This is a genomic window from Aliirhizobium cellulosilyticum (genome assembly GCF_014198105.1).
Taxonomy (GTDB): domain Bacteria; phylum Pseudomonadota; class Alphaproteobacteria; order Rhizobiales; family Rhizobiaceae; genus Neorhizobium; species Neorhizobium cellulosilyticum.
Map to the genome: position 1 here is coordinate 533,964 of NZ_JACIGW010000003.1, position 20,647 is coordinate 554,610.

At 57.5% G+C, this 20,647-nt stretch carries 17 protein-coding genes; 11 read left to right on the top strand and 6 right to left on the bottom strand.

The genetic code is table 11. The annotated features are described in order from the left end of the window. Nucleotides 1-401: 401 nt before the first annotated feature. The 3 genes from GGE33_RS27870 to GGE33_RS16895 are packed head-to-tail and all read left to right on the top strand — an operon-like array spanning nucleotide 402 to nucleotide 3,654. Entirely contained in the window at nucleotides 402-1,880 is a 1,479-nt protein-coding gene (locus tag GGE33_RS27870; RefSeq protein WP_183825336.1) for a DUF4153 domain-containing protein, read from the top strand. Nucleotides 1,881-1,934: 54 nt separating this feature from the next. Further along, nucleotides 1,935-2,639 carry a response regulator transcription factor gene (locus GGE33_RS16890; protein WP_183825339.1) on the top strand — a complete coding sequence of 235 codons (705 nt, stop codon included), beginning with the start codon at nucleotides 1,935-1,937 and terminating at the stop codon, nucleotides 2,637-2,639. 1 nt (nucleotide 2,640) lies between these two features. Further along, on the top strand, nucleotides 2,641-3,654 hold the full coding sequence (locus tag GGE33_RS16895) for a sensor histidine kinase (protein WP_183825669.1): 1,014 nt from the start codon (nucleotides 2,641-2,643) through the stop codon (nucleotides 3,652-3,654). On the opposite strand, the gene GGE33_RS16900 is transcribed toward GGE33_RS16895, so the two are convergent. After that, nucleotides 3,651-4,472, bottom strand: coding sequence for a glycosyltransferase family 2 protein (locus GGE33_RS16900; protein WP_183825342.1), 822 nt, complete (start codon nucleotides 4,470-4,472; stop codon nucleotides 3,651-3,653). The two genes, GGE33_RS16895 and GGE33_RS16900, sit on opposite strands and share 4 nt — an antisense overlap. A 275-nt stretch (nucleotides 4,473-4,747) precedes the next feature. Here GGE33_RS16900 and GGE33_RS16905 point away from each other — a divergent pair, with 275 nt between their 5' ends. The 5 genes from GGE33_RS16905 to GGE33_RS16925 are packed head-to-tail and all read left to right on the top strand — an operon-like array spanning nucleotide 4,748 to nucleotide 9,505. After that, nucleotides 4,748-5,536: an NAD-dependent epimerase/dehydratase family protein gene (locus tag GGE33_RS16905; protein ID WP_183825345.1), complete on the top strand. Its 789-nt coding sequence runs from the start codon at nucleotides 4,748-4,750 to the stop codon at nucleotides 5,534-5,536. Then, the gene (locus tag GGE33_RS16910) at nucleotides 5,529-6,308 is read left to right on the top strand and encodes a glycosyltransferase family 2 protein (protein WP_183825348.1); all 780 of its coding nucleotides are present in this window, start codon (nucleotides 5,529-5,531) and stop codon (nucleotides 6,306-6,308) included. The genes GGE33_RS16905 and GGE33_RS16910 overlap by 8 nt, the downstream gene beginning before the upstream one ends. Continuing rightward, on the top strand, nucleotides 6,308-7,474 hold the full coding sequence (locus GGE33_RS16915; protein WP_183825352.1) for a DegT/DnrJ/EryC1/StrS family aminotransferase: 1,167 nt from the start codon (nucleotides 6,308-6,310) through the stop codon (nucleotides 7,472-7,474). The genes GGE33_RS16910 and GGE33_RS16915 overlap by 1 nt, the downstream gene beginning before the upstream one ends. Before the next feature lie 3 nt (nucleotides 7,475-7,477). Further along, a complete protein-coding gene (gene gmd / locus GGE33_RS16920; RefSeq protein ID WP_394353649.1) occupies nucleotides 7,478-8,563 on the top strand; it encodes a GDP-mannose 4,6-dehydratase in 1,086 nt (361 codons plus the stop codon). A gap of 3 nt (nucleotides 8,564-8,566) precedes the next feature. Next, nucleotides 8,567-9,505 carry a GDP-L-fucose synthase family protein gene (locus GGE33_RS16925; protein ID WP_183825360.1) on the top strand — a complete coding sequence of 313 codons (939 nt, stop codon included), beginning with the start codon at nucleotides 8,567-8,569 and terminating at the stop codon, nucleotides 9,503-9,505. A 39-nt stretch (nucleotides 9,506-9,544) separates the two neighbouring features. Here GGE33_RS16925 and fhuB read toward each other — a convergent pair whose 3' ends face one another. The 5 genes from fhuB to GGE33_RS16950 all read right to left on the bottom strand — a co-directional run bounded on the left by fhuB (nucleotide 9,545) and on the right by GGE33_RS16950 (nucleotide 16,489). Then, nucleotides 9,545-11,512 (bottom strand): Fe(3+)-hydroxamate ABC transporter permease FhuB, encoded by a 1,968-nt coding sequence (gene fhuB, locus GGE33_RS16930; RefSeq protein ID WP_183825363.1) that lies wholly within the window; start codon nucleotides 11,510-11,512, stop codon nucleotides 9,545-9,547. Then, nucleotides 11,509-12,393 (bottom strand): iron-siderophore ABC transporter substrate-binding protein, encoded by an 885-nt coding sequence (locus GGE33_RS16935; protein ID WP_183825366.1) that lies wholly within the window; start codon nucleotides 12,391-12,393, stop codon nucleotides 11,509-11,511. The genes fhuB and GGE33_RS16935 overlap by 4 nt, the downstream gene beginning before the upstream one ends. Nucleotides 12,394-12,405: 12 nt before the next feature. Further along, on the bottom strand, nucleotides 12,406-13,182 hold the full coding sequence (locus GGE33_RS16940) for an ABC transporter ATP-binding protein (protein WP_183825672.1): 777 nt from the start codon (nucleotides 13,180-13,182) through the stop codon (nucleotides 12,406-12,408). Between the two features lie 85 nt (nucleotides 13,183-13,267). After that, nucleotides 13,268-15,385: a TonB-dependent siderophore receptor gene (locus GGE33_RS16945; protein ID WP_183825369.1), complete on the bottom strand. Its 2,118-nt coding sequence runs from the start codon at nucleotides 15,383-15,385 to the stop codon at nucleotides 13,268-13,270. A 234-nt stretch (nucleotides 15,386-15,619) separates the two neighbouring features. Next, entirely contained in the window at nucleotides 15,620-16,489 is an 870-nt protein-coding gene (locus GGE33_RS16950) for an alpha/beta hydrolase (RefSeq protein ID WP_183825372.1), read from the bottom strand. Between the two features lie 361 nt (nucleotides 16,490-16,850). Between GGE33_RS16950 and GGE33_RS16955 the strand changes: the two genes are divergently transcribed. From GGE33_RS16955 to GGE33_RS16965, 3 genes are all read left to right on the top strand, one after another. After that, entirely contained in the window at nucleotides 16,851-17,759 is a 909-nt protein-coding gene (locus GGE33_RS16955; RefSeq protein WP_183825375.1) for a dihydrodipicolinate synthase family protein, read from the top strand. 178 nt (nucleotides 17,760-17,937) lie between these two features. Next, entirely contained in the window at nucleotides 17,938-18,696 is a 759-nt protein-coding gene (locus GGE33_RS16960; RefSeq protein ID WP_183825378.1) for an IclR family transcriptional regulator, read from the top strand. A 187-nt stretch (nucleotides 18,697-18,883) separates the two neighbouring features. Continuing rightward, nucleotides 18,884-20,638, top strand: a complete 1,755-nt coding sequence (locus GGE33_RS16965) for an alkaline phosphatase (RefSeq protein WP_183825381.1) — start codon at nucleotides 18,884-18,886, stop codon at nucleotides 20,636-20,638. Nucleotides 20,639-20,647 lie beyond the last annotated feature (9 nt).

The window sequence follows — 20,647 nt, forward strand, 5'->3', positions numbered from 1 at the left end:
CATGGAGTTGAGTATGCGGCAAAGCTACCACTTACGGTCTGTAGATCTTGGCTGTGCGATCCTGATTCAAGCCGTCCCGCGCCATTTGCGGAAAGCCTGTTCGAAGATTATCTGTCGGAGAACATGCGTTCTCCCAAAGGCATCTCGATGAAGTCGGCTCGGTTCGGACTAAAATCCTGAATATCTCCTCATGGCCTGCACATAATCTGCAAATGCCATGGGCATTCTGCCGACATGAAAAAGCACCTCATTCCCGATCGCTCCACCCTTCCCCACTTGCCCTATCGCCTCCTCGCCGAGGACTGGTGGCTTGGAGAAGATTTTCGCCGTGAAGGCCCAGATCCATCTGTCGGCCGCGGTGAGGAAATTCATCTCCATTGGCATGAGCGGGGAATTCAACCATGCAACTGACCCATCCCCAATTCATCATTACGAACGCCTTCTCCCACGGCAGGAGGCGTGTAGCCGTTCTTGCCGCGACAGTCGCACTTGTGGATTTTCTCTCTTTCAGACAAGCATTTGGCCTAAACCTTTTTCTTCTTTCGATCTTGCTCACCTTCGCCATTCTGATTTCGGCACGCAAACCGCCGCACCCGATTACCGCCACCGTCTATCTCAGCCTCTCCGCCATCGCTTCAGCACCATTGCTGGAAGCGCCGACGGCGAGCGGGTTCATTATCTCGATGGCGGCAGTGATCCTTATCGCCCTCAAAGCCGCAAAACTTCTGCCGAAAAGACCGAGCGCAATCCCTCTCGTTCTTCTGCGTTTCATGCCATCGATGTTGACCGGATTGCCGAAAACCTACCGACGATATTCACGTTCCCTATCCGGTCGAACGATCTTTGGTGCGGTACTGAAATCTCTTACCGGCTGGATGCTGCCACTCGGTATGGGGCTGGTTTTCCTGCTTCTGTTCAGCGCCGCCAATCCGTTGATCGAGATGGGCCTTCACAATATCGATCTGCGGTTCATGTTGAACCTGCTCGATATCAGCCGGCTGGCGTTCTGGCTGGCTGCGGCAAGCTTGATCTGGGCTATGATACGCCCACGATTGACACCAAAACGCAGGCGATCGTCGATAGATCCCGTGGGGGATAGCCCAATAACGGGCCTCCTCGATCACAGGGCACTTATCCGCTCCCTGGCGATATTCAATCTGCTCTTTGCCATGCAAACCGCGCTCGACCTCATCTACCTTTGGGGCGGTGCAGAATTGCCGGCAGGAATGAGCCATGCCGAATATGCACATCGTGGCGCCTATCCATTGGTGGCAACCGCATTGCTGGCCGCAGCATTCGTGCTCATTGCCATGCGCCGGGGCGGGCCGGGGGACGCGAGCCGATTAATTCGGGCTCTCGTCATTGCATGGATCATCCAGAACGTCCTTCTCTGCCTGTCATCCATTCTAAGGCTCGATCTTTACGTGGAAGCCTATTCGCTGACGCATCTGCGGCTTGCTGCCGGTGTGTGGATGGGCCTGGTCGCAATCGGTCTGATATTCATCCTGGCGAGGATCGCATTGCGACGCTCCAACGAATGGCTGATTTCGATGAACCTCTTAACTTTGGCAACAGTTCTATATTTTGGCGCATTCTTCGACTCTTCAGCGTTTATCGCGCGGTTCAATGTCGAGAACAGTCTGGAATTTTCCCAATATGGAACGCCACTGGATATCCACTATCTTGCCTCGCTTGGCCCCTCAGCCATTCCGGCGCTTGATCTTTACCTATCCGCCGCGCCCGAAGATGGCGACAAACGACGTCTGGCAAGCTTTGCGAGACAGCGGCTTGCTTTCCCGATCACATCGCGGCCCCAGGCGTGGCGCAGTTGGAGCTACCGGCAAGAGAGGATGAAAAACTATTTGCTGACAAGGCTTTGATTGGAACATGAAACGACGATATCACCGACATGGTCGAATATCTGGGGAGACATCATGCCACTCCGCATCCTTGTCGTTGATGACGAGCCGAACATCCGCGACGTCATCTGCTTTGCGCTGGAACGCGCCGGCATGATGACCGAAACGGCAGGGAACGGATCTCAGGCCATGATGGCGTTTCGTTCCGGCAGGATTGACCTCATCATTCTCGACATCGGCATGCCGGATATGGACGGGCTGGATCTCTGCCGAGAGATCCGAAAGACTTCTTCGATCCCGATCCTTTTCCTCTCTGCACGGGATGAAGAGATCGATCGGGTTTTGGGATTGGAAATCGGCGGAGATGACTATGTTACAAAACCTTTCAGCCCGCGCGAATTGGTTGCGCGGGTCAAAACCATCCTCAAGCGCAGCGGCGTTTCGGGCATAACCGAAAAAAATGAGCAGGGTGTGGTCGCTGGTGGTCTGCGGCTGGAACGAGCTAGCCGCACTGTAAACGTCAATGGCACTCCCATGACGCCCACCGCTCTCGAATTTTCGATCCTCGAAACCCTGATGACGCGCCCAGACATGGTTTTCAGTCGCGAGCAATTGATGCAGGCCGCCTACGGACCCGGAACGTATGTCTCCGACCGTACGATCGACAGTCATATCCGCAATATAAGGGCGAAGCTGGCAGCGACCGGCGCCGATAACATCATCACAACGGTCCATGGCGTCGGCTTCAAGCTGCGCGCGAACAATGAGCGAGACAGCTGAAATGCCGGCTCCGCAGGTCAAATCGAAATGGCGGCCACCGATCGCACTCATCGTCTATTCGGTGCTTCTATCGATCATGATGTTGCCAATCATCAGCATCATCTGGTTTCGAGCAACAGACAGCGCTTCCTTGACGACGTCGACGGAGGCCGCCGTACTTCTTGTTGTGTTTCTCGTAACCCTAGCGGTTGCCTATGTTCTCAATCGAAACATTGCCGGCCCTATCAATGCGCTGATTGTGCGATCGAACGAGATTGCCCAAGGCGGGAGAGCCGCGATCCGGCCGCTTGAAAGCTACGGCACGCGCGAAGTCGCAACCTTGTCCCAGAGCTTTCTGGATCTCGCCGGCAAACTTGTCGATCGCAGCGAATATGTGCGTTCCTTTGCTGCACATGTGTCGCATGAACTAAAATCGCCCCTGACCTCGATCCGCGGGGCGGCAGAGTTGATGCTCGACGATGGTGACGATCAGGTTATGACCAAGGCCGAACGCCTGCATTTTCTCGAAAACATCATCGACGATTCGAAGCGGCTTGACCTGTTGCTGGAGAGACTTCGCGAACTCGCTCAAGCAGAAACAGCGCTCCCCGTCGACAAAATCTGTGCCGACGAGATCCAGAGCGTGCTTCAGGTCCGCTTTCCCGATTATGTGATTGCTGTATCAGGTCAATCGGCGGCTCGCTTCGCGCTTCCGATTGAGGCGGCCAATGTGGTCTTCGCAAACCTCGCGGAAAATGCTTTCCAGAATGGTGCAACGTGCCTCGATCTTAGGGTGGAAGCCAACCGGCTTTCCACCAAGATCTTCGTAGCGGACGATGGGAGCGGGATATCGGACGCAAACAAGGACCGTGTATTCCAGCCATTTTTCTCGACCCGGCGACTGGATGGCGGAACAGGAATGGGGCTTGAAATCGCCCGCACGATGCTCGCCTCGCACGGAGCAACAATCACGCTGCAAAAATCATCCTGCCAGGGCACCGTTTTCCTGGTTACCGTTCCGCAATCGAGAGGCTAGATGGTTGGTCCAGGCACTTCCGGCACTTCTCCGCCAAGAATGCGGTCCGCAAACGAGATTTTGGAGATGCCATGGCGAGTGAGAAGCTCCTGGTCCTCATGCGAACGGAATTCCGCCTGCTGGGTCGGTGACGAGTAATATTTGCCGATCAGCATCGGCAGACGCACCATTTTTAGTCCTTTTTGATGCACCGCGCCCCAAAACAACGTATCGCCAATCGATTTGATGATCGATCCATCGTTGAAATAACTCGGATAATATTTCCCCACCGCTGCGGCATGCCAGAGGGTCGCCGGACCAAAAGTGCCGCGTTCACCGGACCCCGAGCCCAATCTCAGCCGCGAATGTGGTTTGGGCGGCCACTCGGATACGAATTCCGAAGCGATAAGCAAAGGCGCCTTGAACGGCTGATCCAGATGGGAGTCATCGAAACAGATCAGCCACTCGCCGCCAACGAGCGCCGCCGACGAGGCGCAGGACGCTCCAACCATCATTTCCACTGCATTGGTGGCCAGGCGATCGTCAAGATTGAGGTTCATGACATAGAACGACTTGTTGAGCGCCACGGCGGCAGCCCACGCTTCGTAGATCGAAAGTGGACCTGAGAACACGTAGCAATCCGCATCCAGCCAATCCGGCGGCGTATCACCATTGTCGAAAATGTAGATCATGCGCACGCCAATACTCTGGCGGCGCAGATTAACATAATGGGATTTTAGAAGATCGAGCTTGTTTTGCTGCCGATGCCAGACCGCGCAATACACGGTAACCAGAGCGCCCTCAAAATCGCTCTGCGTCCTCACTCGGGTATAATGCATATGGGGGAATTCCTTCGCCGTAAGGTTCGCGCATGGAACAAGCGTCATTTATTGTCAACGAGGGATGGCATGCGTCGGGCGTTCACGTCAATTGCCATAACCACGATTTCTGGGGCCTGAACCGTGAGTCTTCAAGCCTGTTACTTGGATGAATCTCTGCGCTGCGAAACCCTTCGTCACGCATAACAAGGGCATAGAATGCAGCAGGCAGTCGGCTCCACTTCTTATTGTCGATGGGCTTCGTCTCCGGCCCATGCCCGTAGATGGTGTGATCAATGCGAATCCTGGTGACCGGTGCAGGCGGGATACTGGGACGGCATGTGATTTCACATCTGGCCCGCCTGTCTCCTGACGCGGAAGTAATCATCAACAAGATCGACCTGACCAGCCTGGATGCCGTGCGGGCGCAGTATACGGCAGCCTCAGTCGATAAGATTATCCACCTTGCTGCTCTGGTTCCTGTCGCCTCGGTCAAGGCAGATCCTGCTCGTGCCTACGCGGTGAATGTCGGCGGCACGATCAACCTTCTTTCCGCGCTGGAAGGGCAGAAGGCTGCGTTTGTGTTTTGCTCTTCAAGCCACATTTACGCGCCATCAGCGGAGCCAATTTGCGAAGAAGCGGAGAAGACGCCGGCATCGCTTTACGGTCGCACCAAGTGGCAGGCTGAAAGCGTTGCTGCAGATATATGCGACGCCACAGGGCGGGCCTTTCTCGCAACGCGGCTTTTCTCCATTCACGACCCTGCCCAGACGGGCTCGTTCCTGCGCCCTTCTGTAGAACGTCGTCTTGCCAATGAAGATTTGACGCAGCCTTTCGAACTGCCTGGCGCAGACAGCATCCGTGATTTTCTGCCTGCCGAGAAAGCAGCTGAATACGTGGTGCGCCTTGCCCTTTCTTCAGCAACCGGTCCTGTCAATGTCGCCTCTGGCAATGGCACGACCATACGCGATTTTGTTCAGGGATTGAGCCCGCATCCTCTCGAAATCCGAGCTACCGGCAGCGCCGATACTCTCGTTGCCAATATTTCGCGGCTTAGACAGATCCTAGGAGACCTTAATGTCTGAGACTGTTTCCATTGTCATTCCAACCTTCAATCGCGCAGGCATGCTACCTGTGGCGATAGAGAGCTCGCTGAACCAGACGCGACCCGTCGAGGTTATCGTTGTCGACCACGGATCGACAGATAACACAGCGGAGGTGGCGTCATCCTACGGTGATCGTATCATCTACATTCGCCGCGAACGCGACTTCGGCCCGCATTTTTGCTGGCTGGAAGGCGTGCTTCATGCCAAAGGTGACTTCGTGCACCTTCAGTATGACGACGACTGGATCGCTCCGAATTTCATCGAGGCTTGCCTTTCCGTTATCGGCGAAGACACCGGCTTTGCATTCAGCGGCGCGGATGTGGTCGATGGGCCGGGGCTTCCGACCAAGCTTCGCCAGTTCGTGGAGTGGCTACCCGAAACCGGCATATTCCCTGTCGAGGCTGTCGAGAAACAGATCCTCGGCTCGCTGATTTCGCCAGGTGCAGCCGTCTATCGCCGCCAGATCCTGCTCGATGCTCTCTATCAAGGCCGGTTGCCGCTGCAGACGCACGAATATCGCGGCGTCGGCCCTGACGCCTTTGTCTCACTGCTCTCGATGCTGCGTTATCCCAAGGTCGGCTTTGTCAAAGAGCCGCTCGCCTTCTTCCGCGCCCATGAAGGATCCATCACCATCGATGCTTTTGCCTCCGGCGAGAAGACCCTGAAACTTCGCGCCGCGTATGCCGAAGTCACCCGCTATTATCTGGAAATGAAAGTGATGCGCTCGGTGCGCATCAGGGAGGCATCTTGATGTCCGCACTTCGTCCTATCCGCCTCGCCGAGGAAACCATTGCCCAGGACGAGCTTGAGGCGCTCTCCGAATGGATGCTCGCGGGCAACCGACTGACCAAGGCCGAACAGACGCTCGCCTTCGAAGAAGAGTTCGCGACCTGGATGGGCAGCCGGCATGCGGTCTATGTGAATTCCGGTTCCTCCGCCAACCTCCTGATGATCGCCGCCCTGAAGGAAGCCGGCCGTCTGCGCAATAACAAGGCGATCGCCGCCGGCGTCAGCTGGGTCACCACTGTCTCGCCCCTGCTGCAATTGGGCTTCGACGTCCGCCTGTGCGATTGCGATCCGAATTCGCTCGGTATCGACCTCAATCACCTGGAGGATCTGTGCCGCACTGATCCGCCGTCGCTGCTGATCCTTGTTCATGTGCTCGGCCACTCTGGCGACATGGATGCGATCCGCGACATCTGCCAGCGCTATGATATCGAGCTTTTAGAAGATTCGTGCGAAGCGCTAGGCTCGACCTACAAGGGCCGGAAACTCGGCTCGATCGGGACTGCAGGCAGCTTCTCGTTCTATTATGGCCACCATATTTCGACGATTGAGGGCGGCATGGTCGTCACCGACGACAGCGACCTGCACCAGCTGATGCTATCGCTGCGATCGCATGGATGGAGCCGCGACCTGCGGCCGGACCTGCGCAAGTCTCTGGCTGACGAGAATGGTATCGACGAGTTCAAGAACCTCTACACCTTCTATCACGCCGGATATAACCTGCGCTCGACCGACCTTCAGGCGTTCCTCGGCCGTTCGCAGCTGAAAAAGCTTGACCATATCGTTGAGCGCCGGCGCATCAATTTCGAGCTCTATCGCAAGGCATTGCCGGACTTCTTCTGCCAGTCGGGCGATACAGAAGTTCTTTCCTCCTTCGCTTATGGGACGTTCATTGAAAACCGGCTTGAAACCTACAAGCACATCAACGCGCTCGATATCGAATGCCGTCCGTTGATCTGCGGCAACATCGCGCGCCATCCCTTCTGGCTCAGGGACCATTCGCAGCCCGCGCTGCCGAACGCAGACAAGGTGCACGATTACGGTATCTACCTGCCGAACCATCATAACCTGAACGAGGCGGATATTGCGCGTGTGGCTGAAGCCTTCGCAGCAGTCGCTCGTCCCTGCTAAGGAATGACTACCATGACCAACAAGGCTGCGAAACGCGCACTGATTACCGGCGTCACCGGACAGGACGGTTCCTATCTGGCTGAACTCCTGCTCGAGAAAGGTTATGATGTTCACGCCATCAAGCGCCGTTCATCGAGCTTCAATTCCGGGCGCATCGACCATCTTTACGAAGACCCGCACGAAACCGAACGCCATTTTACCCTGCATTACGGCGACATGACCGACTCCACCAACCTGATCCGTATCATTCAGGAAGTGCAGCCGGATGAGATTTATAACCTTGCCGCACAGAGTCACGTGCATGTGAGCTTCGAAACGCCGGAATACACGGCAAACGCGGACGGCATGGGCACATTGCGCATCCTCGAAGCGATCCGCATTCTGGGCATGGAAAAGAAGACCCGTTTCTATCAGGCTTCGACCTCCGAACTTTACGGCAAGGTGGTCGAGACACCCCAGAAGGAAACCACCCCGTTTTATCCGCGTTCGCCTTACGGCGTCGCCAAGCTCTACGCCTTCTGGATCACGGTCAATTACCGTGAATCCTATGGCATGCATGCGTCCAATGGCATCCTTTTCAATCATGAGAGCCCGCGTCGCGGCGAAACTTTCGTGACCCGCAAGATCACCCGCGCCGTGGCCGCCATCGCTGCCGGCGATCAGGATCGGTTGTATCTCGGCAATCTCGACGCCAAGCGCGACTGGGGCCACGCCCGTGACTATGTCGAAGGCATGTGGCGGATTCTCCAGCAGGATGAACCAGACGACTACGTCCTGGCCACCGGCCGCACCGTCAGCGTGCGTGATTTTGTCAGTACGGCCTTCAAGGTCGCCGGCATCGAGATCGAATGGAAGGGCGAAGGTGTGGATGAGCGCGGCTTCGAGCGTGGCACGAATCGCTGCCTCATCGAGGTCGATCCGCGTTACTTCCGCCCGACGGAAGTCGATCTCTTGCTGGGTGACCCTGCCAAGGCTAAGGAAAAGCTCGGCTGGACAGCAACCACCACGCTGGAAGAAATGATTACCGAGATGGTCCAGTCCGATATTCGCGAACATTCGAATTCGGTGCATCAAAGGGACAAGGACTGACAGATGAAGCCGCTGTTCGAGCTTGAGGGAAAACGGGTCTGGGTGGCTGGCCATCGCGGTATGGTCGGCTCAGCGCTCGTGCGGCTTCTCTCAAGGGAAAACTGCGAGGTACTGACCGTGCCGCGCAGCGAAGTGGACCTGCGGGATCAGGCTGCGACGCGGCGCTGGCTTGTGGACACAAAGCCGGATGCCGTCATCATGGCGGCAGCCCGTGTTGGCGGCATTGCGGCCAACAGCGCGTCGCCAGTCTCCTTTCTCTACGACAATCTGATGATCGAGGCGAATGTCATCGAGGGTTCGGCACGCGCCGGCGTGGAGAAGCTTCTCCTTCTCGGCTCGACCTGCATCTATCCGCGTGACGCGGAACAGCCGATCCGCGAGGAATCGCTGCTGACAGGTCCATTGGAAAAGACCAACGAATGGTACGCCATTGCCAAGATTGCCGGCATCAAGCTTTGCCAGGCCTATCGGCAGGAGCAGGGACTGGATTTCATTTCGGCTCAGCCCACCAACCTTTACGGTCCCGGCGACAATTACGACCTGGAAACAAGTCATGTCCTGCCGGCGCTGATCCGCAAGGCACATGAGGCCAAGCTGAACAATGCAGACAGTCTGACGATCTGGGGTAGCGGTAAGCCGCTTCGGGAGTTTCTTCACGTCGACGATCTGGCAGAGGCAGTCGTTTTCCTGCTGCGTAACTATTCCGACACTTTACCGGTCAATATTGGCTCGGGCGAAGAGCTGTCGATCGCCGATGTCGCCCATCTTGTCTGTGAAACCGTAGGCTTCGAGGGACCGCTCTCCTTTGATCGTTCGCGACCGGACGGTACGCCGCGCAAGCTTGCCGATCTCACTCGCCTGCATGGCCTCGGCTGGGACAATGCCCGGCCGCTGAGAGTGGGCTTGAAGCAGACCTACGAGAATTTTCTGGCCAGCCAGTAGGCAAGTGGGGAGCCGTTCAAAGTCCGGAGCGGAAGACGCTCAGGCCTTTCGGCGCATCATCAGCATCAGGAACGGCGCGCCGATGAGTGCTGAAACGAGCCCGGCCGGGATCTGGTAGGGCGACACGATCGTCCGGCCGACGAAATCGGCGGCCACCATCAATCCGCCGCCGATCAGGGATGCGCCGATCATTTGCGGCATGGCACGCGTCAGGCCGGCCTCCCGCGCCAGATGCGGTCCCATCAGCCCGACAAAGGACAGAGGGCCTATTGTCAGCGTTGCAGTGGCAGTCAGCAATCCGGCAAGCCCGAACAGTGCCAGTCTGGCGCGCTCCAGAGGTACACCGACCGCAGCGGATGGCGCGGGTCCGAGCGGCAGGATATCAAGCCAGCGCCGTGCGGCAAATGCAATAGCGATGAGGATAACTGCAATCACTGTCTCTGCTGCGGCACTCATGCCGTCGACCAGATAGGTGGAACCGCTCATCCAGCGCATCAAAAGCACAGCGCGCGGATCCCCCGTCGAACTCAGCACCCCCACAACGGCATCCACCATTGCACTGAGCGCGATACCGGCAAGCAATACCCGCTCAGGTGCGAAGGATGATCGACGGGAACCGAGCAGGATAAGTGAAAGCACGATGAGCGCCCCAATCACCGCAAAAAGGAATTGGCCCGAAAATCCAGGCGCAATCGCGAAAAGTGCGATCGCAACACCAAATGTCGACCCGGCGCTGATCCCGAGAACCTCCGGGCTTGCCATCTCGTTTCCGGTCAGCCGTTGGAGGATCGCGCCCGCGACGGCGAGCATCGCCCCGGATGCCAGGACAGCGAATATCTTCGGTATTCGGATGGACAGGATATCGAGAGAATATTCACCGAAAACAAGCGTCCAGTTTCCATCGATACCTCGCCCGACAAACATGCTGAACAGCAACAGAAGTACGAGTATTGAAAACGCGATGATGATCGGGATTTTTGTATCCCATTGACGCGACCGTTTTTGTGTCGCGGCCTGTTGAATTCGGTGGCGGATTTTCAGTCGCGGCAAAAGCGCCAGAAGTAGAGGCGAGCCGAAGATCGCCGTGACCGCTCCGGTCGGCAGGAAATCGCCAAGCTCGCCTGCGACAAGCTGCAGGACGGAATCGGCAAAGAAGAGCAGCCCGGCGCCGACCAGCGGAGACCATAAGATCAATTGCGCCGGCCGCCGCGCGCCGGCAAGCCGGGTAATCGTCGGCGCCACCAGTCCGATAAAGCCGATCACACCCACAGCGCTGGTGACGAAGGCCGCAAGCGCAACGGCGCAGACAATAACGATGGTACGAAGACGGACCAGCTTCACCCCGAGCGCCGAGGAGCTGCTCTCCCCCAAATCAAGCAGGGACAGCGGCCGGATGAGCATGGCGCAGATGATGGAAACGACGGCAAGTTTCCAGATCAGCGACACGGGAATGACCCAGCTTTGCTGTGCGAGCGAACCCGCGCCCCAGATGAACAGGCTCGCAAGGTATTTCTGGTTCAGATAGGTCAGGATGGCCGCAAGACCCCCGCACCAGAGGCTCAGCACAAGGCCGGACAGCACGAGCGAATAGGGTGAGAACCTCCGGCGTGCGCCGAGACTGACGACGATCGCGGCCGCAACGCCACTGCCAGCCAGAGCGACGAGATCACGACCCGCTCCCAATAAACCGGGCAGGAAAAGCGACGCGACGACCAAGGCGAGGTTTGCTCCTGCCGAAACGCCGAGCGTCGTCGGATCGGCCAGCGGATTGCGCAGGACCTGCTGGAAAAGCGCGCCCGACAAGGCAAGAGCCGCACCGGCAAGCAGCGCCGTCGCGAGCCGTGGGAGCGTTGAATAATAGAGCACCATCCGCTCGATATCGTATGCGGACCCCGTTGGCGCGGACAAGGCGGGGGCGGCAAGAAACCAGGATGCCACTCCGCCGGAGCAGAACAGCAATAACGTCACGAGGGCCGGCCCGAGAATGTCGCGACGGGATGCAGTCATGAATCTTTTTCCAGAAGCTCGGTCAACAGGGCGGCGAAGCGCACGGCCTCGTTCACCATGCCGAACATCAGGGCCGGTGGAAGAACTGAAAAATGTCCCGGCTGTGAAAATGGAAGACGTTGCCAGAGCGGACTATCAGCGAGCCTCGGCAATACATCCGGCGGGATGGGAGCGAAGGCGATCAGGTGCGCATCCGGATCCTTGATCGTCGACAATTCCTCGATGCCGATCGTCTCAAATCCCCAGTAGTTCGACTGCTTTTCCCAGGCGTTGCGCACACCGATGCGCTCCAGCGCATTGTGAAACAGGCCGGGCGCCGAGTAGATCCGGGCGTGGCGGGCGTCCATGAAATTGACCAGCGCCACCGGCGGCAATTTCCTGCCGGAAAGTCTATTCCTGCAGGATTCGAAAAAGGCGTCGGAACGCGCCAGAAACTCTTCAGCCTCGTTCTGCCGTCCGATTTCCGCCGCAAGCCTGCGTGTCGCGGCAATGGCCGCCGGCAGGATAGGACCGGCGCCTGGCGTAAAAACTTCCAATCGAACGACCTTTGCGAAGGGCTGGAGCCTGGACAAAAGTTCATTGAGATAAGGTGTCGTCAGGATGATATCGGGCTTCAACTGCACGAGGATTTCGAAATTGATCTCGTTGGCGCTGCCGATATCGATCACGGAGGATGGCAGAACCGGCTCGACGACCCATCGGCCCCAATCGGCGAGATCCGAAATTCCGACAGGCGGCAGACCAAGCGACAGAAGCGTGGATGATAGCCCATAATCAAGGCTGACAATTCGCAATCCGGCCATTTCGGCAAATACCGGCTTCGGCATCATTGCGGCTGCCGCCGCCGCGCATTGCAGGAAAGATCGCCGCAAGATCGTCATCGTGTCAGGGCCTCAGCGGGCATAGGCAAGGGGATGCGACAGGTTGGAAGCGGCAATCACATCCATGTCGATCCCATAAATGCTGCGTAAGGTCTCGGGCACGAGTATGCCATCCGGCGTTCCACTGGCGACCACGCGCCCGCCCTTCAGCGCATGGATCCGATCGCAGAAACGCGCCGCCATGTTGATATCGTGAAGCACGATGACGACGCTTCGACCACCCTCATGCGCAAGCCGCCGCACCAACGACAGGACTTCGATCTGATGGGCGATATCGAGTGCAGCAGTCGGCTCGTCGAGCAACAGGCAGTTTGCGTCCTGTGCGATCAGCATGGCGATCCATGCCCGTTGGCGCTCCCCGCCGGACAACGTGCCCACCATACGGTCGGCAAATCTTTCGATATGCGTCGCCTCGATCGCGGCCTCGACCTTCTGCCGGTCGAGATCGGAAAACCGGCCGAGTGCCCCATGCCAGGGATAACGCCCGCAGGCGACAAGCTCGCGGATCGTCATGTCCGATCCGGTGCTCAGATCCTGCGGCAGATAGGCGACGGACCGTGCGAAATCGCGGCCGTCATACTGCTTGAGATCGCGGCCAGCATAAGCGGCGGATCCCGCGGTTGGCGTCAGCTGCCGTGCAAGTATTTTCAAAAGGCTTGATTTGCCCGAGCCATTATGGCCGACCAAAGCCACAACTTCTCCCGCCGGAAAGTCGAGGCCGACATCCGACAGGATCGCATTGCCATCGATCGAAAGACCGAGGTTCTGCACGGTAAAGGCTTTCGTCATATCGAGCATTTCCTGCGCGAGCTGAACCAAGGTCATGCCGCTCGCCCGTATGTCTAGGATGACATCGGAAGGACGGCTGCCAGTTTTACCACTTGTACTTGAGCGAACCCAGGACCGTGCGGCCTCGGCCGGTATAGCAATAACCGTCTGTGCAAACCTGTTCGCGTCGATCCGCAAGATTGGTGGCACTGACAGCAAGCGATAGTCCCTTGAGGTCGGGAGCGGTGGTGCCGAAGTCATAGGACAGTGCGGCATCGAGATAGGCAACGCCTGCATTCTTGCCGGTATTCGCGTCGCTGGTGAAGGATTCGCTCATCGCACGTACGCCACCACCGATGCTAAGACCGCTCAATGCAGTGTCTTCCGGCACGGCATAGTTCACCCATAGAGATGCGACGTGACGCGGCACCGTTGAAGGCGTGTTGCCGATCAAGGTTGGGTCGAAGTTTTCTGTGATTTCGGCGTGAGCATAGGTATAGGCAGCGATCAGGCTGATGCCGTTATCGAACTCGGTACGTCCTTCGATTTCAAAGCCGGTATAGGTGTTTTCGCCGGAATTGTGTGAGAACAGGTAGCTCGGGACATCGTACTGAGGCTTGCCCGTTTCCACCAGCCTGTAGACGGCGCCACTCAAAGAGTAGTTCTCGCCCTGCGGCTGGTATTTCAAGCCAACTTCGATCTGGCGGCCCTTGGTTGGTTCGAGAACCGAACCATCGGCTGCAAGCGCTGTGGATGGAATGAATGATGTTCCATAGCTGATATAGGGCGCAAGACCGTTGTCAAACAGGTAAAGCAGTCCCACTTGGCCAGAGAGGACACCGTCATCCTTCTCGCTGGTGGAGCCGCCCTCTACAGCGGTCTTCTGGTGCGCCCAGTCATAGCGAAGACCCGCCACAGCGCGCCATTTGCCGAATTCAATCTGGTCCTGGGCATAGATGCCTGTCTGGCTGAGGCTGCTATCGGTGAAGTCGGTGAGCGCGGGGATTGCCACCGTGGAGCCGGGAGTACCTGGCGCAACCTCATCATCGCCCATGGCGAACTCCGACATGACCCGGGTGTAGTCAAGCCCCATGAGCAGCGTATGCGAAAGGCTGCCGGTGTCAAACTGGCTTTCGAGCTGGTTGTCTATCTGATAGGCGCGCATGTCCTCCGTCACCGCAGTCGTTGGCCAATTGCCAGCGGCATTAAGATATACGCGGTTGAGGTAATGCGCCTTGAGATCGACATCGCCAACACGCGCATTCTGGCGGAAGGTCAGGCCGTTATCGAACTTGTGCTCAAACTGATAGCCGAGCTGATACTGCTCGACCTTCTGGCTGTTGAAGTCCGGATCGGTATAGAGGAAGACGTCCTTGCCCTGAAGGTAGCTCCACGCGCTCGCGCCAGTTTCGCCCTTCTGCGCCAGACCGTAGACCGTGAGGGTGGTGTCGTCGCTTGGCTTCCAGGTAAACGATGGCTGGAGGAGGTAGCGATCATCGGGGATGTCGTAGCTTCCCTCTCCCTCTCGGGCAAGGCCGACCAAGCGGTAGAACAGCTCGTCACTCTCGCCAACTGGACCACCGAAATCGAAGGCAGCCTGCTTGCGGCCAACAGTGCCGTATTGCAATTCGACTTCGTGGTGAGCCTCTTCCTGCGGCATCTTGGAGATACGGTTGACGATACCCGCGGCGCTCGCCGCACCATACATTACCGAAACTGGCCCCTTGAGGATCTCGATGCGATCCAGCGTATAGACTTCAGTAGCAAACGAGCCGTAGTTCATGATCGGCTGGCGTAGACTGTCGCGAAAGTCACCGGTGGTCGTGGTTTCGATACCGCGGATGTAGATCTGGTCAAAACGAGGATCGTAACCGAACGCGCCAGTGGTGACGCCCGAGCTGTAGCGAGCTGCCTGGATCATGTCGGTGACGGCACGCTGCTCCATTTCCTCGTGTGTCACCACCGAAATGGCGCGTGGCGTTTCTACCAAAGGCGTGTCCGTCTTGGTGGCTGAAACGGTGCGCCTGGGCACCACCGTGTCGTTGTCTTCGCCGATTGTCGTTGCTCCGCTTTGGAGAACGATCGGAGCAAGCTGAGTTGCCTCACCAGCTGCGTCCTGCGCAATAGCCGTGGCCGGCACGAAAGCTACGGTCATTGCACCAACCAGTATAGTGGAACCAAGAAGACGATGGCGCGCGTGGAACCGGTGAAGAGAGAACGTCATTGCCCGATCCTTTTGACAAGGGACAAACTGAATTGAATGATCCGAAAAGATCGTGGATGTGAGACGCGCGAAAGCGAGTTTCTCTCGACGAAGTCAGCTCACGGGGGCAGCTATAAAAGCTCGATTTCGAGCGATCAATAAAATATGACGTATATAGTCATCTTTTTCTCAAGCGGCGTAAATTTGTCACGCCTCAGCCGAGGCACATATGCCAGAGGCCTTTGATATTAAAGATCACTTTCTGACTGTGAATGCGATGTTGACGGCCCGGTTTACAGCAGGTCCAAGCACCGACATGTGCGTCTCACCAGGGAAAATTTCAAATTCGGTGCGAATGCTGTCTGCAGTGCCGTTCAGACGAACAGCCATTTCCCTGGCAAGCGATATAGTCCTCTCCGTTTTCCGCTTTTCGAGGCGTGCCTCGGCATCCTCGTTCCGGTACTGAAACGGTGCCAGTTCATCGCCTTCGTACTCCCCGGCAGATAGATGCAGGAATGGTGCGTTACCGGGTGCATCCTGTCGCCGCGCCTCATTATTGAGGATTTCGCTTCCTTCCCAATAAATGGTCGGGCTGGCGGCAATCCAATTTTTGAAAAGGCCCGGCCGCTCGAACAGCGAAAAAAGCGTGAAGAGGCCGCCGAACGAATGGCCGAAAAGCGATCGACGCGCAGGATCGAGCCGCACCATGTCCGCGATTTTCGGCAGCAGTTCGTGTTCGATGAAATCGAGCAATTCTCCCGTGCCGCCGATCAGAACCGGAGGACCACCTTCGAAATAAGGCGGATAGGATTTGACTGGCGGAGGTCCGAGATCCCAGGCTCGGCGCATCGCATTATAGGGCTCATCCGAAGGATAACCGATGGCTACAACGACGCCCCAACCGACATTCGTTCCCGTGGAATAGGGGGCCTGAGTAACAAGGCTCGCTACCGCGAAGGGAAAGGTGGCATTGCCGTCGGTCGTCACCAGAAGCGGCCATCCCTCCGCAGGCGGCTCGCCGGTCGGAATTGAAAGGAAGATCCGATAGCGTTCACCACCCTTTGCGGGCATCAGATCGAAAAAACATGTCCCGGACATCGCATAGACTTGTGTCCCCTCGGTCATGTTCTCTCCCATCAGTCAATCCGGCATCACGTAAGTGATCGCTAGGGGATCGATCGAATGGCTGCAAGCCACCCGGTCTAAATCTTGACAAGAAATCACAGGTATTGAGCGGTCATTTCAATCGCCAAGGCGGATGGGCAGGATGACTACGGCTGCCCCTCAGCACCCGATCAGTGCCCGCAATCTCCCCATGGTGCGACATACAGCCTCGCAATGGCATTTGCCAAAGCCGGACAGTGGCACTTCGGCTACGCTGAAAATTATCGGAACGTCGTTCTATAATATAGAACATATGAGAAATTTCTAACGTCCAACCATTTCGCATGTTCCGATATCGCTTTTGACAAAAGGAGGTTTGTTAATGTCCAGGTTGATGAAATTTTCCGGCATCATTCCACCCGTACCCACGGTCTTCAAAGATGATGGCAGCTTTGACACGGCCGGCATGGCACTGGTCATTGACCATCTCGTCAATGCAGGCGTGGACGGCATGTTCTTCCTCGGCACCGGGGGCGAGTTCTCACAGATGTCCCATGAGGAACGTCTGGCGGTTGCCGAATTTGTCGTCGGTTACACCGCCGGCCGGGTGCCGGTACTGATCGGCACCGGCAGCACCAATACGCGCGAGGCAGTCACGCTCAGCCGGCACGCCCAGTCGATCGGCGCCAACGGCGTCGTGGCCATCAATCCCTACTACTGGAAGGTGACGGAAGAAAACCTGTTCGCTTATTTCTCGACGATTGCCAAATCGGTCGAACTGCCGGTGCTGCTCTATAACTTCCCGGCTCTTACAGGCCAGGACCTCTATCCCGCCTTCGTCAAGCGGCTGGTCGATGCACATCCCAATATCGTCGGCCTTAAGGATACGATCGATTCGGTGGCGCATCTGCGAGACATGGTCGATATCGTGAAGGGCGCGCATCCCGAATTCAGCGTCTTCTGCGGCTATGACGATCATCTGTTGAATACGCTGCTTCTGGGCGGTGACGGCGCCATTTCTGCCAGCGCAAATTTCGCGCCGAATGTTTCGACGGGCATTTATCGCGCGGTCAAGGACGGCGATCTTGCAAGGGCCACCGCTCTCCATCGCACCATCCTGCAGCTGCCGCGCATCTACAAGGTCGATGTGCCCTTCGTCGGCGTGGTCAAGGAAGCGATGAAAGCCTGCGGGCTGCCGATCTCCTCCTATTCGCTGCCACCGGCAGCGCCGCTCAGTGAGGAGAAGATCGCGGTGGTCCGTCGCGTGCTCACCGATGCGGGCATCAACTGAGCCTGCCTTGGCGAGATCGGGACCATTGAGGTAAACGTTCCCATTCGCCCGACTCGGTGTTGCGAGCCGGGCCATATGTCGCGCACCTGCAAGAGAGCAGGAACTGTGCTAGACATCACGGCATTCAATTTTAGGCGAGCCGGTGGCCACCGGCTTGTACTCATCCCAGCGGGTAAGCATGCCGACCATCCAGTCCGTAGACAGAGCATTGCAGATTCTCGACCTGTTCGACGATCAGAACAGGGAGATCAAGATAACTGACATCAGCGCCCGGACCGGATTGAACAAAAGCACGCTGCATGCACTGCTCAAGACCATGCAGGCGCGCGGTTATATCGACCAGAATGAGGATAACGGGCGTTATCGCCTGGGGATGAAACTGGTCGAACGCGGCAATTTTGTCATCAGTTCGATAGACATCCGCAAGATCTGCAACAGCTTTCTTGTCAGCCTCTCTGAACAGACCGGCCAGACGGTGCATCTCGGCATCCTCGATGGAAAGCATGGCGTCTATATCGACAAGGTGGAGGGGCAGGCAGCCGTCATCACTTATTCACGGATAGGTCGGCAGCTCCCGCTTCACTGCACGGCAATCGGCAAGGTGCTGGTTGCCTTTCAGGATCGGGAGACCCGAGACCGCATCCTGACAGGATATTCCTACGAGGCGGCGACACCGCGTTCCATCGGCAGCGAAGCAGCCTTTGTCAAAGAGCTTACCAGCGTTCGTGAGCAGGGATATGCGATCGACGACCAGGAACATGTAAAAGGCGTGCGCTGCACCGCCGTGCCGATCTTCGACGACAAGGGTAAGATTGCCGCAGCCATCAGCCTCTCCACGCTCACGCCGATCGTCAACAATCGTGACTTCGAACGTTACATCGGCCTGTTGAATTCCGTCAGTAGCGAAATTTCTGCCCTGATCGGGCACCGTTCCTAACGCGAGCTGGCCTGCTTGGCTTGCCACGGTATGGACGGGTGATCCAGGCAACTGCATTTCACTGCCACCGGAAATTTGAGGCCGGGCGTCGAGACATCAACCAATCATTGCTGTGGGCAAGTCATCCAACTGTCACATGGCGGGACTAGGAGGGGGCGTCGTTTTTTCACATGTCCGTGAGGGGAATATGCGCAAACTCTTTTCCGCCTTGGTCGCTACGACCATTCTCGCCGGCGCCGCTCAGGCTGCCGAAGTCTACCCGCTCGATCGCGCGACGATCCTGACCGGCTCGCCGTTCGATTTCAAAGTCGAGTTCGATAAAGTCGTAAAGCCGGAAGACGTCAAGATCACCGTCAACGGCCAGGATTACAAGGCAGCTCTCGGCAAGGAAGTCGAATTCGTCGCCGAAGAAAAGAACAAGGACAAGGTCCTCGGTTCGGCCGTCATCCTGCGCGGCGTGACGCTTGCAAAAGCCGGCGACTACAAGGTTGAAGTTGCCGCCGGCAGCGAGACCAAGAGCATCACCTGGAACGTCTATGGCACGCCGGAACAGGCCAAGGCCAAGAACGTCATCTTCCTGATCGCCGACGGCCTGTCGGTTGCTCACCGCACCGCTGCCCGCATCATGTCCAAGGGCATGACCGAGGGCAAGGCCAATGGCCGCCTGAACATGGACGACGTTCCGCCGGCAGCCTTCATCGGCACCTCGGCCACCGACGCCGTCGCCACCGACAGCGCCAACACGATGTCGGCCTACATGACAGGTCACAAGACCGCCGTGAACGCCATCGGCGTTTATGCCGACCGTACTCCTTCCTCGATGGACGACCCGAAGGTCGAGAACATCGCGGAAGCGCTGCGCCGCCAGACCAAGAAGTCGATCGGCATCATCTCCACTGCCGAACTGCAGGACGCAACCCCTGCTGCCGTCGTCGCCCATACCCGCAAGCGCGGCGACAAGGCCGAAATCAACGGCATGCTGTTCGACGTCAAGCCGGACGTTCTGCTCGGCGGCGGTTCCGCCTACTTCCTGCCACAGGCAACTGCTGGCTCGAAGCGCAAGGACGACAAGGACTATATCGCCATGTTCAAGGATGCCGGTTACACGCTGGCAACCAGCAAGAGTGAACTTGCAACGGCTGCCGGGACCAACACCGGCAAGATCCTCGGCCTGTTCCACACCGGCAACATGGACACGACGCTTGACCGCGAGTTCCTGAAGAAGGGCACCGTCGGCAAATTCCCGGAACAGCCGGGCCTCGTCGAAATGACCAAGGTTGCTCTCGACAACCTGTCGAAGAACCCGGAAGGCTTCTTCCTGATGGTTGAAGCGGCAAACGTCGACAAGATGTCCCATCCGCTGGATTGGGATCGCGCTGTCGTCGACACGATCGAATTCGACAAGGCGATCGGCGTTGCCCGCGAATTTGCTGCCAAGAACCCGGACACGCTGATCATCGTCACCGGCGACCACACCCACGGCGTTTCCATCATCGGCACCGTCGATGACGAAAAGCCGGGCACCGAGATGCGCGAAAAAGTCGGCACCTATGCCGAAGCCGGCTTCCCGAACTACGAAGACAAGGACGGTGACGGCTATCCGGACAAGGTCGACGTATCGCGTCGCCTGTTCCTCAACGCCAATAACGGCCCGGACCATTACGAAACCTTCCGCCCGAAGCTTGATGCTCCGTTCGTTCCGGCCATCCAGAACGAAAAGAAGGAATATGTCGCCAACGAAGCCTATAAGGATGTTCCTGGCGCAGTTCTCGTAACCGGCATCATCCCGAAGAGCGCAGACAGCGGTGTTCACGCCGTTGACGATATCGTTCTGCAGGCCGAAGGCCCCGGCGCCGAAGGCTTTCGTGGCTACATGGAACAGAGCGACGTCTACAAGGCTCTGGCCGAAGCTTTTGCGCTTGGCGCAAAGCAGACCAACTAAGACTTGAAA

What these genes read in the sequence shown, in the direction of transcription:
- GGE33_RS27870 (WP_183825336.1), top strand. Translation starts at nt 402, where the DNA reads ATGCAACTGACCCATCCCCAATTCATCATTACGAACGCCTTCTCCCAC.
- GGE33_RS16890 (WP_183825339.1), top strand. Translation starts at nt 1,935, where the DNA reads ATGCCACTCCGCATCCTTGTCGTTGATGACGAGCCGAACATCCGCGAC.
- GGE33_RS16895 (WP_183825669.1), top strand. Translation starts at nt 2,641, where the DNA reads ATGCCGGCTCCGCAGGTCAAATCGAAATGGCGGCCACCGATCGCACTC.
- GGE33_RS16900 (WP_183825342.1), bottom strand. Translation starts at nt 4,472, where the DNA reads ATGCATTATACCCGAGTGAGGACGCAGAGCGATTTTGAGGGCGCTCTG.
- GGE33_RS16905 (WP_183825345.1), top strand. Translation starts at nt 4,748, where the DNA reads ATGCGAATCCTGGTGACCGGTGCAGGCGGGATACTGGGACGGCATGTG.
- GGE33_RS16910 (WP_183825348.1), top strand. Translation starts at nt 5,529, where the DNA reads ATGTCTGAGACTGTTTCCATTGTCATTCCAACCTTCAATCGCGCAGGC.
- GGE33_RS16915 (WP_183825352.1), top strand. Translation starts at nt 6,308, where the DNA reads ATGTCCGCACTTCGTCCTATCCGCCTCGCCGAGGAAACCATTGCCCAG.
- gmd (WP_394353649.1), top strand. Translation starts at nt 7,478, where the DNA reads ATGACTACCATGACCAACAAGGCTGCGAAACGCGCACTGATTACCGGC.
- GGE33_RS16925 (WP_183825360.1), top strand. Translation starts at nt 8,567, where the DNA reads ATGAAGCCGCTGTTCGAGCTTGAGGGAAAACGGGTCTGGGTGGCTGGC.
- fhuB (WP_183825363.1), bottom strand. Translation starts at nt 11,512, where the DNA reads ATGACTGCATCCCGTCGCGACATTCTCGGGCCGGCCCTCGTGACGTTA.
- GGE33_RS16935 (WP_183825366.1), bottom strand. Translation starts at nt 12,393, where the DNA reads ATGACGATCTTGCGGCGATCTTTCCTGCAATGCGCGGCGGCGGCAGCC.
- GGE33_RS16940 (WP_183825672.1), bottom strand. Translation starts at nt 13,182, where the DNA reads ATGACGAAAGCCTTTACCGTGCAGAACCTCGGTCTTTCGATCGATGGC.
- GGE33_RS16945 (WP_183825369.1), bottom strand. Translation starts at nt 15,385, where the DNA reads ATGACGTTCTCTCTTCACCGGTTCCACGCGCGCCATCGTCTTCTTGGT.
- GGE33_RS16950 (WP_183825372.1), bottom strand. Translation starts at nt 16,489, where the DNA reads ATGACCGAGGGGACACAAGTCTATGCGATGTCCGGGACATGTTTTTTC.
- GGE33_RS16955 (WP_183825375.1), top strand. Translation starts at nt 16,851, where the DNA reads ATGTCCAGGTTGATGAAATTTTCCGGCATCATTCCACCCGTACCCACG.
- GGE33_RS16960 (WP_183825378.1), top strand. Translation starts at nt 17,938, where the DNA reads ATGCCGACCATCCAGTCCGTAGACAGAGCATTGCAGATTCTCGACCTG.
- GGE33_RS16965 (WP_183825381.1), top strand. Translation starts at nt 18,884, where the DNA reads ATGCGCAAACTCTTTTCCGCCTTGGTCGCTACGACCATTCTCGCCGGC.